The sequence below is a fragment of the Armatimonadota bacterium genome (genome assembly GCA_018268395.1).
Taxonomy (GTDB): Bacteria; Armatimonadota; Fimbriimonadia; order Fimbriimonadales; family Fimbriimonadaceae; genus JAEURO01.
In genome coordinates this window covers 64,941-78,364 of the sequence record JAFDWQ010000006.1, presented here as the reverse complement: position 1 = coordinate 78,364, position 13,424 = coordinate 64,941, and the positions used below count along the sequence as shown (strand labels likewise).

Genomic DNA, 13,424 nt, shown 5'->3' with positions numbered 1-13,424 from the left:
CCTATTCGCCGACCGACAGCCCGATCGCCACACGTCGGGCCGTCATCGCCTGGTCCGGGCCCGGTGCCTTTCCGAATACCGAAACGAACAGGCCCGGCTTGAGATCGTTGAACGCCCTGGACGCTTCCGGTCCAGACCGGAGGTTCAGGGCGCAACCCGATCCCAGACTCACGTAGACCAGCTTCGGGGCGAGCGTCGACCGGGCCGTACCGTCCGCCGTCAGTTCACCGATGAACTCGAGGGTCAGGACCTTGCGGTCGGTGTCGACGTGGACGATCTGGCCGTCCCAACGTGTTTCACCTTCCTCCGGCTTTTCGTCGGGTGCGGGAGCATAGTAGACGGGAGCTTCGAGTTTCTCGGCGTCTTTTAAGGACGGCGTCGCGTTAAGGACTCCGCCGCCCACGCTGTCATGGAGTTCGAAATGGCAGTGCGGTGCGGTCCCTTCGGCGTTCCCACTGTCGCCGCAGTAGCCCACGAGTTGGCCGCGCTTGACCCTAGCGCCGGACTTCAGTCCAGGCGCGAACGCGTAGCGGTCGCCTCCACCGCCATCGTCCGTGCCCGGACGGTCGTTGTTGACGTGCATATAGACGACGGTCCAGCCGTCGTCACCCCGCAGCGTGATCGTGTTGTGGCCCTTGGCCGAGCGGTTGAAGGAGACAGTGCCGTCGAACGCCGCGACAAGGGGACGCATCTTCGGCGCCATCAGGTCCTGGCCGTGGTGCCGGCGGTTGCCTCCGTCACGGTCCGCCAAGAACGTGTCCGACCAGTTGACCTTGCCCACGACGGGAAAGTCCATCGAAACCGTCACGACGTCCATCGAGACGCCGTCGTAGTCCAACGTCCGGGGGGCCGTGCTCGTCCGGAGCGATTCGGGGGACAAGGACTCGACCCAAGCGTTCGGGATGTACGCCCTGTCCACGGCGAGCGGTCCGGCCACGCCCGCTTTCGAACCGAAAAGGGTGACGGCGACTTCTGACTCTTGGACGAAGTCCGTGACCTGCAAGGGGCTGTCGCCGGAAAGGCCCTGACGTTTCGAAGACGGCAGGATCTGGACCTCCTGCTCGACGGACTTGGCCAAGTTGAGCTCCATGCCGTCCGAAGTCGTGACGGACCAGACGCGGATGGTGGCCACGAGTTCATCGGGGTCGACGGCTTGGACGGTGCCTTGGACACGTATGCGTCCCAGGTTGGGGACGGGCATGGTCCCGAACGGACTGTCGAACTTGCCGTCGAGGACGAGTCCGCGGCACCGGCTGAAGCCGACGACCCGTCCTTCAGGGACGCCGCCGACGCTCTTGGACGTTCCCGTCTTTCGGTCGACTTCGACCAGTCGGCCCTTTTCGACGCCGACGACCGTGTCTGAATTCACCCAGTCCGGTGCGACGTTCGGATCCAGTCCGAGCCCGAACCACGAACCGTCCTTGACCCCTGCGAGGCCCCATTGCCCTCCTGCGACGCACAGTACGGCGCGCCCGTTCGGAGACCAAGCGTGGAACGGTCCGTCGACCGTCTTGACAGGTTTCATGCCCTGCCCGTTCGCGGCGGCCACGTAAAGCTTCATCTGCTTCGGCTTGGCGCCCGAAGCCACGATCGAAAGAACGCGACCGTCCGGGCACCAGGCCAGTCCTTGACCGGACAGGGTCCTCTCAGCGGCATGCGCGGACGAGCCGTCCTCACCTGCGACCCAGACGCCTTTGGCGCCTTTCGCTGCCAGAAAAGCGATGCGCCCTCCGCTCGGGCTCCAAGCCGGCGAAGAGCCCGTCGGGAGGACGGACGTGACCTTCGGCTCCGAACCGGACAGGTCGACCGTCTCCAGTCCCTTCGACGACTCGGTGACGAAGCGTTTGGCGTCCGGCGCCCAGGAGGGCCGCGACCGTTCGCCGTCGAGAGGTACGGGCGTGAGCGCGGCCGCGGTCGTGTCGACGAGGCTGAGCCGCCACTTTCCGCTCGCGGCCTGGCGTCCTATGGCGAACCACCGGCCGTCCGGGGACCACGAGAGGGGCGTCGCGTCGTCGGCGTCGGCGATCCGTGACTTGGAGCCGCCTCGGACGAGCCACAGAGACGTCTTCCCCTGCGTATCTTTGACGCGGACGACGAGCGGCGCTTGTGCCGACGCGAAGGTTCCGGTCAGGCACATGAGGGCCACGGCGGTGGACTTCACAGCCTCATAGGGTACTCCGAACGGCCGTTCGAGGCCCCGCACGTTCATGCCGGGAGCCTCTGACCTCGCGTCTCCGGGGAGAACAGGAGGGCTAAAGCGCCGACCGCGAGGACGACCGAAGTCTGTGCGATGGACTTGGCCACGTCTCCTTTCGACCCTTGGATGAGTTGCGCGGTAAGGAGTGGGAAGAGGCCTGCCAGGATCCGTCCGCCGTTGTAAGCCAGCCCGGCTCCCGTCGCCCGGAACGCCCGAGGGAACAGCTCCGGAAAGTACAGGACGAACCCGGCCCCGATACCGATCGAAAAGACCGACATCAGTGGCGCGAGCATGAGCAAGGACACGTACGACTTTGCAGTCATGGCGACGAAGACGACCATGAGCGGGCTCGCCAGGAAGCAGAGCAGCAACGCTTTGCGCCTTCCGAGGCGGTCGCAGAGCCAAGGGACGAGGAAGACTCCGATGAGCGTCCCGACATGGAACGACATGGTGGTCGCTAGCATGCGCGACTTGTTTTCGAGGGCCGTCACTCCCGGGCTGAGGGCGTTGACGAAGTTCGGCAGCCAGAACGAGACGTTCTGAGCCATCGCGATACCCGCCGTACCCAGCACGAGGGCCACACCCATCCTTTTCCATGGCCACGGCCCGGCAGGGCCGTGTACAGGCTCCTGCGGATCCGACGCTGGGGCAGCGGGTTCGCGTAGCGCCAATCGGGCGACGACGGCGAAGACGGCGGGCAGGGACCCGACGAGGAACAGGGCGCGCCAACCGGCTTCGGCAAGGGCGAGGTTGGCAACGGCCGCGAGGACGGGGCCCACGACCGCCGCAGTCTGCAGCCAAGCGGCGGCCTTGGCCCGAGTGGATTCAGGGACCGACTCGGCGACCAGAGCGGCCCCGGCCGCCCATTCGCCGCCGATCCCTAACCCGGCCAGGAACCGTAAGACGGCCACTTGGCCGGCGTCGCGGCAAAGGGCGGTCAGCCCCGTAAAGACGGAATAGAGCAGGACCGTGAAGGCCAGGACGCGGACGCGGCCGAAGCGGTCGGCGGCCCATCCGAAGAGCACGCCGCCGATCGACCACCCGATCAGGAAGACGTTCAGGATCTGGGCTTCGACCGACGCTCCATGGGCGGCGTACGCTTCGGCGCTTCCGAGGAACTCCTTGACCATTTGCGGCTTGGCGAGGTTGAAGATCGCCGCGTCCATGACGTCGAACGTCCAGCCAAGCCAGGCGACAAGGAGCACGAGCCGGTGCGCCTTCGTCCATGCCATCCGCCCATTGTGGCCCGGCGCGACTACAATCGTCTCGTGTACGAGCACCGCCCGGGCGAGAGGCAGGGCCGGCCCCGCCCTCGTTTGAAAGTCGGGTTGGAGACGCCGTTGGAAGGACGGACCGCAGGGGAGACCAGGCTTGTGTTCGCGCCACCAAGGTGGTACGACTTCCTCGTCTGGGCGTGCTTGGTCCTCGGTCCGCTTTCGACGCTCCCGGTGTCGCCGCTTCCGATCGAGCCGGTCCAAAGGACGTGGCTCGGGGCCGCCGTGTTCATGGCCGGTCTTTGGGCTCTCCTGTCCAACGAGCGGATGTCCGTCGACCTTCGATCCCGCACGTACGTCCGGCTCGAGGGTCAGGGGTTGTTCAAGAGGTTGACCAAGGGGACTCTCGCGGAGATCGACGCCGTCGTCGCGTTGACCGAGGCGCCCTCTCGCGGTATGGGATCGGTGACCGTGCACCGGACCGTCCTGTATTGGAAGGGAGGCCGGTTGCCGCCCTTGATCGTGAGTCAGTCGGTCGTCGGTGCGACGGTCGGAACGGCCTTGAACGCGCATGCGGGCCCCTTGGTCGCTCGGTCGGCGGCGTTCGCCCGGGCCATGGGGTTGCCGTTTTACGACAACACGGCCTTCCTGAGCCCGGAACCGTTGCGACCGCTCTGAACCCTGCGACGGCTTGACGTCTTTTTTCGAACATTTCACCCGTGCGCGCCCGTCTGCTCATTGAGTTATAATCACAAGGCACTCCGACAGCCTGTCTGTCGGGGCATTGTGGCGTCGCGTAGGATCGCACGGCGCGCAGTGGAGCGGATTCGATGAAGTGGACTAATACTAGGTATGCAGCGCTCGGGCTACTGGCCCTGGCCTCGATGGGGGCCGTGGCGCAAGCCGACAAGGGCACGGATGCGGCCCGGGCCCGCGCGGTCGCCACGTTCAAAGAGAACGGCGGCCAGTGGGACGCCCGGGCGAAGTTCTTGTCGCAATCGCCAGGACTGGACTACTGGGTCACCGGCGACGGTTTCGTCGTCGACCAGTACAAATATGTCGACAGCGGGAAGCCGTACGAGGCTCCTTCGCCGTTCAAAGACTACGACAAGGTCGCCGGTCAGGACCGGTTGCGCCGCAAAGGCAACGTCGTCGCCGTCAATTTCGTCGGCGGCTCCGGGCGGTCCTTGACGCAAGCCTATGGCCCGACCAAGGGTTCGACCGATTACTTCCTTCCGGGGAAGACGGTGCGCAACGTCCACAGCTACCAGGAAGCCGTCGTCAAGTCGGTCTACCCGGGCATCCACACGCGCCACTACCGCCTGAACGGTGACGTCCGATACGACCTGATCGTCGACCCGGGCGCCAACCCGAACCTGATCGAGATGTCCTTCCAAGGAGCGAAGGGCATGACGTCGGACGGAAAGAAGCTGACGCTTCAGACTTCGATCGGCGACCTGAACATCGCCGACCTCAAGGTCTACCAGCCGGTCGGCAACTCGGCCCGCCACGTGGACGCTTCGTTCTACAAAACGGCGAACGGCACCGTGAAGGTCCAGCTCGGTGCCTACGATCCGCGCCTTCCCCTCGTCATCGATCCGCGCATCTTCGGCAGCTACGTGGGCAGCGACCCGTATCCCCAGCAGCCGAACCCTGACGAGCGCGTCAACGCCGTGACGGCCGAATCGAACGGAACGCTCTACATGGCGGGGTCCACGAGTTCGATCACCTTCCCGGTCAGCGCCGGACCGTACGACAAGTTCAACGTCCAGGGCGTCGACACGTTCATCAACCAGATGGACGGCAACGCTTACACCGTGACCTACTCCGCCGTCATGGGCGGGAGCGGCACGGACAACGGTCTCGGCATCGGTTTCGACGAGGACACCCGGGCACTCTGGATCGGCGGTACGACGAACTCGGCCGACTTTGCCGGAGCCGTGAACGTGAAGAGCGCGGGCGTCCGGGCCTGGGTCGGCAAGTTCACGTTCGGTAGCGGATCGGTGACGCCTGACTTCGTCCGGTACATCAACGAGCCGGGCGCACTGACGACCGCGACGTTCAAGAAGATCCAAGTGACCGCCTCGGGCCACGTCTACGTCGCGGGCAACTCCGACGTCACGACGCTTCTCGGACAGGGGTTCGTCAACTATCTCCCGACGACCACTACGGCCGCGAAGAAAGCGGGTTGGGTCATGCAGCTCGACTCCTCGGGCAACGTCGGCTACAAGCTGATGGTCGCCGGAAAGGTCGACGTCAACATCGGCAACATGACCGTCAACAAGCTCGACGAAGTCGCCGTGGTCGGAACGGTCACCTTCGCTGGCGTCGAAGACACGGGATTCGCCGCCGACCCCTCGTTCGGCACGACCCCGGGCGTCTTCGATGGCGTCACGGGCGTCTTCCAAGGCGGCCGGTGGCTGCAGAACGTGACGGCTTTCGTCGTCCGGGTCAAAGAGGACGGCACGACGTATTGGGCAGCGACGCTCGGCGGCGCTGACGACGATTCGGCGAACGGCGTCGCGATGGACGCCGATCAGAACGTCTTCGTCACGGGCTTCACGAAGTCCTTCAACTTCCAACGCACTCCGGGCGCCTACAACCAGAACTTCAGCACGAACCAGATGTATCTGACGAAGCTGACGGCGGACGGCAGCGCCTTGGGCTATTCGACCGGCCTTCGGTCGACGGGCAACGTGTTCCCGACGGCGCTCGCCGTCGACGGCCGCGGCAACTGCTACGTCGGCGGCGTCGTGGCCTTTACGATCACCGGCCTGTTCACGGCTTCGCCGTCGATCCCAGGCAGCATCGTCACGACCGACCGTGCGAACGGTGACCCGGAAACAGCCGAGGACCCTGATTACGACGGTGGCGACACTTCCGTCAACGGTGCGAACGTCGGCGATCCCGACCAAGACCCTCCGTCGACGACGGACGGCTTCATCTCGGTCATGAACCCGGCGGGTTCGGCTTTTCAGTACTCGACCTACATCGGTAACGACACGGAAGACCGCGTCACCGACGTTTACGTCGACAACTTCGGAGGGTGCTGGATCGGCGGTTGGAGCCAGGTCGTCTGGAACAACCCGGACCAGCAGCCGCCTGTGCCGAGCACGGACAACGGGATCGGGATCCCGCCGTTCATCACGGCTAACGCGTTCAAGTCCAACCTGGAGGTCGGACAGCCGTCTGGCAACCAGCCGGACTTCGCCCTCTCGAACGGTTGGATCATCAAGGCGCGCGTCGTCTTGCCGCGGTTGACGGGCGTCACCGTCGCCCCGACGTCCATCCCGGGCGGGTTCAACGCCCAGTCGACGATCACGGTCTCGTTGGAAGACCCGGCGCCGGTAGGCGGCGTCAGCATCACGCTGACGACCTCGAACGCGACGGCCACGTCCTTCGACCCGAACTCCTCGCTGCTGACGACGGACATCGTCGTTCCGGAAGGCCAGACGACCGCGAGCGCGACCATCTACTCCTTGCCGGTGGTCTCGAACCAGACGTCGTCGATCAAGGCGATCCTGGACAACGACTTCAAAGAGACCCGCCTCACGATCCTCCCGTGGCTGTCCGACATGTCGGTCGCCCCGCAGGTGACCCAGGGCGGTAACAACCTGGTCGTCAGCGTGAACATCACCGACTTCGCCCCAGCAGGCGGACTCCCGGTGATCTTGAGCACCGACCGGCCGGACGTCATCCTGCTGCCCAACCCGCCGCAGGTCGTCGTGCCGCAGAACGCCAAGAACGCTCAGATCACGATCCCGACGATGGGCGTGCCGGTCTCCACGACCGCCACGGTCACGGCCTCGTTCTTGGGAGTCAACAAGACCAAGTCGGTCACGTTGAACCCCGCGACACTGAAGGACTTCACCTTCAATCCGAGCCGCGTCAACCGTGGCGACGATTCGACCGCGACCGTCCGGTTCTTCGGTAAGACCGGATCGGCGAGGACGGTGACGATCAGTCAGGTCGCAGGCGACGCGGGCGCCAAGATCAATGGACAGGCCCTGCCGGTCCAGATCAGCGTCCCGGCCCAGACCGGCCAGATCACCTTCACGGTGACCGCGCCGCTGACCATCTCCAGCGGGTTCACGACCCTGAAGGCCGACGACGGCAGCACGTCCGTTAACGGCACGCTGAACATCGACCCGATCGACATCCTGGACATCGTCCTGTCGCCGGGCACCGACGTGACGGCGGGCACGGTCATCACGGGTCAGGTCTCACTGACGCGGCCGGCCGGCCCGAACGGGCTGACGGTCAGCTTGTCGAACTCGAACGCGAACGCGGGCACGCTGTCCGACACGCAGGTCACCATCCCTGCGGGCCAGACGACGAGCAGTTCGTTCACGTTCAACACGTCGATCGTCAACACGGACACGACGACCAACATCCATGCGACCAAGCCTGGATTCAGCGACAAGTACCGCACGGTGATCGTTCGCGGCATCAAGGCCACTCTGACGTTGTCTCCGACGACGGTCATCGGGTTCCAGCAGAACTCGACCGGCACGGTGTCGCTGACACGGCCGGCGCCTCCTGGAGGCCTGACCCTGTCGGTCACGTCGAGCGACACCAGCGCGGCGACCGTCCCGGCGGAAATCGTGGTCCCGGAAGCCCAGTCGAGCGTCCAGTTCACGTGTCTGACGCGCCGGACTCCGGTGCAGAAGAAGACGACCATCTCGGTCGTCGGCTCCGCCCTCGTGAAGGACAGCAAGGTCCTGACGGTCAACCCGCCTGCCTTGCTCAGCCTCTCGTTCAGCCCGTCTACGGTCCTTGGTGGCCTGACGACGAAGGGGACGATCACGCTCAGTACTCAGGCGACGACCGGTACGGTCATCACGCTGACGGCGGCTCCGGCAGGGATCATCTCGATCCCGGCTTCGGTCACCGTCACGGCGGGACTGTCCCAATTCTCGTTCCTGGTCCCGACCAAGGCCGTCGCCGTGACGACCGCGGTCACGGTCACGGCCAAGCTCTTCCCGACTCAGGTCACGGGCTCGGTCATCGTGCGGTCCCCGGGCATCGGTAACCTCACCTTCAACCCGCCGAGGGTGAACGGTGGAGGTAATTCGCTCGGTACCGTCACGATCGACGGGCCGGCGCCTCCGGGCGGGATCACCGTCACGGTGACGAGCGGCAATACCAACTACGCGAGGGTCAAGGGTTCGGGCGTGCTCACCATCCCGGCAGGCAAACTCTCCGCGAACTTCCAGGTCGAGACGAGCAAGGTCTCGAGGACCGTGGCCGTGCAGTTCACGGCGACGTCCTCGGCCGGATCCACGTCCGGAAACCTCTACGTCGATCCGTAAAGCCGGACGACGACCGTGAAGACGGTGCCGGGCCCAAGATCAGGGCCTGGCACCGTTTTTTTGGTCCAAAATAGAAGTCTGTGGCCAAGAACCTGACTATCTTGCTGATCGGATTCGCCGCCGGCTATATCTCGGCGAGCCTGATCGACCGGGCCGGCCAAGCGGGTTCTGCCGACTCGCCGGACAGTATCCGGGATTCGATCGACGAGCGGCTGAAGTCGCTCGAAATGTCGTACGAGAGCGCCTAGCGCCAAGTCGCTGTCCTAGGGGCTAGACTAAGCCCATGCTGGCCGCATTTACCATGGCTTGCGCGCTCGCTCAGACCGCGCCCGAAACGCTCACTCTTGTCGACGTCGTCGTGCAGGGCCGCGGCACGTTCACCATCGGACTCGACGCCGGGCAGGCGCCCAACCTCGTGGCTCACGTCATCAAGCTGGTCGACGACAAGTTCTACGACCGCATCATGTTCCATCGCAAGGTCGACGACTTCGTCGTCCAAACGGGCGACCCCACGTCGAAGAAAGTCAGCACAGCGTTCGCGCGGAAGAACAAGGGCAAATTCGGCGAGGTTCCGGGCCTCGGTGAAAAGGGAAGCGGCAAGACGGTCAAGTACGAGATCAACGACTTGACCCATGCCAAGTACACCGTCGGAATGGCCCTCGAATCTCCCATGGACGACAGCGGCGACAGTCAGTTCTTCATCAACCTGAAGGACAATTTCAGGTTGAACGGAATGTACGAGGTCTTCGGCAAAGTCGTACGGGGCTTCGCCGTCGTCGACAAGATCGAACGGGGCGACAGGATCCTTAGGATCCGGCGCCAGCGCTAGCGGAAGAGCGCTTTCACGGTCGGGCGTGAGGTCACGATGAACGTGAACACGCCCAAGCCCGTGCCTAAAGGCATGTGGAGGCAGTTGAGCGCAGACACGACCATCACGAACGTCAGGTTCTTCCGGTCCCGGATCGAGCGCGCCGCAAAAAAGCTGAGACCGATCAGCAACACCGAAACCGCCAAGAGAACGATCCCCATTCCTCCAAAGATCGTGGCCGTGATCATGACGTCTCCGGAAGTCGTCCCCTTCGTCGGGAGGAACGCGAACAACGACCCCATCGAACCATAGACCGCGCCCAGGCAGCCCGGCATCAGGCCGAACACCATGTTGACGTACCAGAGCACGACGAGCAAGTCGAGTTGCTGCTTGTCTTGGTTCGCCTGATACTCCTCAGGCGACATCGGGACAAAGGGTTTAGGTTCCACCGGCGTCACCGCATATCCGTTACGGAAACGACGCGCCCGTCGGTTTCAAGTTCGTAGACCCGCGGCACGCCGGTCGGCAGTTCAAGGGCCAAAATCTGTTCGGGGCTCATTTTCTCCAGATCCATGACGATGGAGCGGTTCGAATTCCCATGGGCGACGACGAGGACGTTCTTGCCCTGGCGGACGTCGCCCATGATCGCCCGCTCGAAGAACGGCAAAGTCCGGGCGGCCGTGTCCTTCAAAGCCTCGCCGCCCGGCGGACGGACATCGAAGCTCCGACGCCAGATGTGGACCTGCTCTTCGCCGTACTTCTGCCTCATATCGTCTTTGTTGAGGCCGCTCAGGTCGCCATAGTCGCGCTCGTTCAAAGCTTTATCGCTGATGATGGGGACGTCCAGCGGGATCGCGCCCAGCAAGTGGTCGAGTGTCCGTTGCGCCCGCTTCAGGGCGCTGGTATAGGCCACGTCGATCGGAGTGCCTCGCAGCTTTTCACCGGCGGCTTTCGCCTCTTGCTCGCCGACTTTCGTCAGGGGGACGTCGATCCAACCTGTGAAGCGGTTTTCAAGGTTCCATAGCGACTGGCCGTGGCGGACAAGGACGAGCTTCGGCATTGAGTGCAGGTTACCGTCTCCCAGGCTTAGCCCGACCGGGCCGGCTCTGGCTTCTCGAGACGGGCATACTGAGGCATGCTCAAGACCGAACGGGACGGTTCCGTCCTCCGGCTGACTCTAGCCCGGCCCGACGTCCGCAACGCCTTTAACGACGAACTCATCGCTGCTTTGACCTCGGCCTTTCGTGACGTCGACGACTCGACAAGGGTCGTCGTCCTCGCCGGCGAAGGGAAGTCCTTTTGCGCGGGCGGGGACCTGGAATGGATGCGTAAGGCCGCCGGTTACACAGAGGAACAGAACGTCGAGGACGCGATGCGGCTTGCGGGCCTGTTCCAATCGATGGTGGACTGCCCCGCGGTCGTCATCGCCAGGATCCACGGGGCAGCGTTCGGAGGCGGTTGCGGACTTGTCGCGGCGAGCGACGTCGCGATCGTCGGCCGTTCGGCACTGTTCTGTTTCAGCGAAGTCCGGCTCGGACTGATCCCTGCAACGATCTCGAATTTCGTCCTACCCAAGATCGGAAACGGGAACGCCAGATGGTTGTTCACGACGGCAGAGGCGTTCGGACCGGAAACCGCGCTGAGGATCGGGCTCGTCCACGACGTGGTCGATGACGATGCTTTGGACGAAGGGGTCGCGAACCGCGTCGCTTCGGTCCTGAAGTGCGGGCCGCAAGCCGTGGCGAAAGCCAAGAAACTGAGCGTCGAAGGCCCTTACCCCCTCGAACGGAGCGCCCGGGAACTGGCCGTCGCCAGGGCGGGCGCGGAGGGTCAAGAGGGCGTCGGCGCTTTCCTGGAGAAGCGACCGGCCACGTACGTCGTCGACTAGGCGACCGCGAACCGGCGTCGGTCGAAGACCAGGTCGGAAGCCACGGTCCAGACCTCTGGTTCCACCTGGCTCTGTGGCCGGATCTTGCTGAAGTGCACGATGGCCGAAGTCAGGCCCGCCTCAAGGGCGTACTGGAGGAAGACCGAGTTCAGCACCATCCGGGCCGCAGGTTTAAGGCCGAAGCTGACGTTCGAGACCCCGAGGGTGGCGTTGACGTTGGGATGGCGCGAACGGATCTCACGGATGGCCTCGAGCGTGGCGACGGCCGACTTTCGGAACTCCTCGTCGCCAGAGCCGAGGGTGAACGTCAAGCAGTCGAAGAAGACGTCGTGGTCGGGAAGACCGAAGGCCCGCGTCGCATCGAGGGTGCGCTCGGCGATCGCGACCTTGTCGTCGACCGACTTCGCCATGCCCCGCTCGTCGATCGTCAGCGCGACGACGGCGGCCCCGTACTTGCGGCAGAGGGCCAAGACCCTTTGGGTGCGCGTCTCGCCGTCTTCGAAGTTGATCGAATTGACGATCGGCTTTCCGGCCAACGTCTGGAGCGAGGCTTCGATGACGTCCACTTCGGTCGAGTCGACCATGATCGGGACCGTCACATGGCGGTTGTAGCGGTGCAAGAGGGTCTTCATGTCGCGGACCTCGTCGCGGCCGACGTAAGCGGTGCACACGTCGAGGACGTGCGAACCTTCAGCCTCAAGCTCTTTCGCGAGTTCGGTCAGGCCCTCCCAGTTCTCGGCGGCCAACATCTCGCGGAACGCCTTCGACCCGTTAGCGTTCGTCTTTTCACCGATGATCAGGAAACTCGTGTCCTGTCGGTACGGCTGGAACTGGTAGAGGCTCGAACACCCGACAAGCGACAGGGCCTCCGCTCGAGCCGGCTCCGTCATCGCAAAGTCGAAGCCAGGGAAGAGGCGACGGACTTTCTGCCAGTGGGCTTCGCCTGAAGGCTTCAGGCCGTTCACGGCTTCGCTGACGGCCCGGATGTGTTCCGGCGTCGTGCCACAGCACCCTCCGACCAAGGCGACCCCATGGTCCTCGACGAACGTCCGGTGATGGTCGGCGAGCTGTCCGGGAGTGAGTTTGTACACGGCCCGGCCGCCCTCCATGACGGGCAGACCCGCGTTAGGTTGGACCGAGATCGGTCGGGTCGAATGACGGCTCAAGAACCGGACGTGGTCGCCCATCTCGACGGGTCCGGTCGCGCAGTTCAATCCGACCGCGACGACGTTCGGGAAGCACTCGACCATGTTCAGGGCTGCTCCGATTTCACTGCCGAGGAGCATCGTGCCGGTCTGCTCCATCGTGACTTGGACGATGATCGGGACGTGCCGCCCCGTCCTTTCCATGGCCTCGTTCATGGCGCAGACCGCGCACTTCACGAGCAGCAAGTCCTGTTGGGTTTCGATAAGGAGCAGGTCGGAACCGCCTTCCAGCAGCGCCGTGTACGACGTCAGGTACGTTTCGAAGCACTCGTCCCACGTCGTGTGCCCAAGGCTGACGAGTTTGGTGCCAGGGCCGATACTGCCGGACACGAACTTGCCTTCGAAACGGTCGGCTGCCCGTCGGGCGATCCGGGCCGCGGTATAGGAGACCTCGTAGACGAGCTCCGGAACGTCGTATTCGGCAAGTACGATCGACGTCGAGCCAAAAGTGTTGGTCTCGACGATGTCGCTTCCGGCCGCGTAATAGGCGGCATGGATCTCTTCGATGACGTCCGGACGCGTCAGGTTGAGGATCTCGTTGCACCCTTCGAGCACCTTTCCTTCGAGGGAACGGGCGGCTTCCGCGACCGGCCCGGCCCAGTCCCTTGAAGGATCGAGGACGAACGCGGAGTCATCGAGGTCGGCGGCTTGGATCTGGGTGCCCATGGCCCCGTCCCAGACCAACACCCGCGAACCGAGCGCTTCCAGGAAAGAGGAGTCCATAGTGCCCATTATGGACCCCGACGGCGAGCCTGACCGCCGATCGGCCGCTCCGGGGGCGAGAAGCCGTCAGTTATACT

10 protein-coding genes are annotated in these 13,424 nt (G+C 64.3%); 5 read left to right on the top strand and 5 right to left on the bottom strand.

The genetic code is table 11. From position 1 onward, the window contains the following. Position 1 precedes the first annotated feature (1 nt). On the bottom strand, positions 2–2,209 hold the full coding sequence (locus JST30_11960) for a peptidoglycan DD-metalloendopeptidase family protein (protein ID MBS1715039.1): 2,208 nt from the start codon (positions 2,207–2,209) through the stop codon (positions 2–4). After that, on the bottom strand, positions 2,206–3,429 hold the full coding sequence (locus tag JST30_11955) for an MFS transporter (GenBank protein ID MBS1715038.1): 1,224 nt from the start codon (positions 3,427–3,429) through the stop codon (positions 2,206–2,208). The genes JST30_11960 and JST30_11955 overlap by 4 nt, the downstream gene beginning before the upstream one ends. 36 nt (positions 3,430–3,465) lie before the next feature. On the opposite strand from JST30_11955, the gene JST30_11950 reads away from it, so the two are divergent. The 4 genes from JST30_11950 to JST30_11935 all read left to right on the top strand — a co-directional run bounded on the left by JST30_11950 (position 3,466) and on the right by JST30_11935 (position 9,552). Continuing rightward, positions 3,466–4,089: a hypothetical protein gene (locus JST30_11950; protein MBS1715037.1), complete on the top strand. Its 624-nt coding sequence runs from the start codon at positions 3,466–3,468 to the stop codon at positions 4,087–4,089. A 152-nt stretch (positions 4,090–4,241) separates the two neighbouring features. Continuing rightward, complete coding sequence (locus tag JST30_11945; protein MBS1715036.1) at positions 4,242–8,723, top strand: hypothetical protein; 4,482 nt, start codon at positions 4,242–4,244, stop codon at positions 8,721–8,723. 80 nt (positions 8,724–8,803) lie between these two features. Further along, positions 8,804–8,971: a hypothetical protein gene (locus tag JST30_11940; protein ID MBS1715035.1), complete on the top strand. Its 168-nt coding sequence runs from the start codon at positions 8,804–8,806 to the stop codon at positions 8,969–8,971. 35 nt (positions 8,972–9,006) lie between these two features. Then, positions 9,007–9,552, top strand: a complete 546-nt coding sequence (locus JST30_11935; GenBank protein ID MBS1715034.1) for a peptidylprolyl isomerase — start codon at positions 9,007–9,009, stop codon at positions 9,550–9,552. Here the strand turns inward: JST30_11935 and JST30_11930 are convergent. Together JST30_11930 and JST30_11925 are read right to left on the bottom strand one after the other, a co-directional pair. Further along, complete coding sequence (locus JST30_11930; GenBank protein MBS1715033.1) at positions 9,549–9,980, bottom strand: hypothetical protein; 432 nt, start codon at positions 9,978–9,980, stop codon at positions 9,549–9,551. The genes JST30_11935 and JST30_11930 overlap by 4 nt on opposite strands. 5 nt (positions 9,981–9,985) lie before the next feature. Beyond that, positions 9,986–10,591, bottom strand: coding sequence for a 2,3-bisphosphoglycerate-dependent phosphoglycerate mutase (locus JST30_11925; GenBank protein MBS1715032.1), 606 nt, complete (start codon positions 10,589–10,591; stop codon positions 9,986–9,988). A gap of 75 nt (positions 10,592–10,666) precedes the next feature. Between JST30_11925 and JST30_11920 the strand changes: the two genes are divergently transcribed. Further along, positions 10,667–11,419, top strand: coding sequence for an enoyl-CoA hydratase/isomerase family protein (locus JST30_11920; GenBank protein ID MBS1715031.1), 753 nt, complete (start codon positions 10,667–10,669; stop codon positions 11,417–11,419). On the opposite strand, the gene JST30_11915 is transcribed toward JST30_11920, so the two are convergent. After that, positions 11,416–13,347, bottom strand: a complete 1,932-nt coding sequence (locus tag JST30_11915; GenBank protein MBS1715030.1) for a homocysteine S-methyltransferase family protein — start codon at positions 13,345–13,347, stop codon at positions 11,416–11,418. The genes JST30_11920 and JST30_11915 overlap by 4 nt on opposite strands. Positions 13,348–13,424 lie beyond the last annotated feature (77 nt).

Coding starts and splice junctions, on each gene's coding strand:
- JST30_11960 (MBS1715039.1), bottom strand. CDS start 2,209: ATGAACGTGCGGGGCCTCGAACGGCCGTTCGGAGTACCCTATGAGGCT.
- JST30_11955 (MBS1715038.1), bottom strand. CDS start 3,429: ATGGCATGGACGAAGGCGCACCGGCTCGTGCTCCTTGTCGCCTGGCTT.
- JST30_11945 (MBS1715036.1), top strand. CDS start 4,242: ATGAAGTGGACTAATACTAGGTATGCAGCGCTCGGGCTACTGGCCCTG.
- JST30_11935 (MBS1715034.1), top strand. CDS start 9,007: ATGCTGGCCGCATTTACCATGGCTTGCGCGCTCGCTCAGACCGCGCCC.
- JST30_11925 (MBS1715032.1), bottom strand. CDS start 10,591: ATGCCGAAGCTCGTCCTTGTCCGCCACGGCCAGTCGCTATGGAACCTT.
- JST30_11920 (MBS1715031.1), top strand. CDS start 10,667: ATGCTCAAGACCGAACGGGACGGTTCCGTCCTCCGGCTGACTCTAGCC.
- JST30_11915 (MBS1715030.1), bottom strand. CDS start 13,347: ATGGACTCCTCTTTCCTGGAAGCGCTCGGTTCGCGGGTGTTGGTCTGG.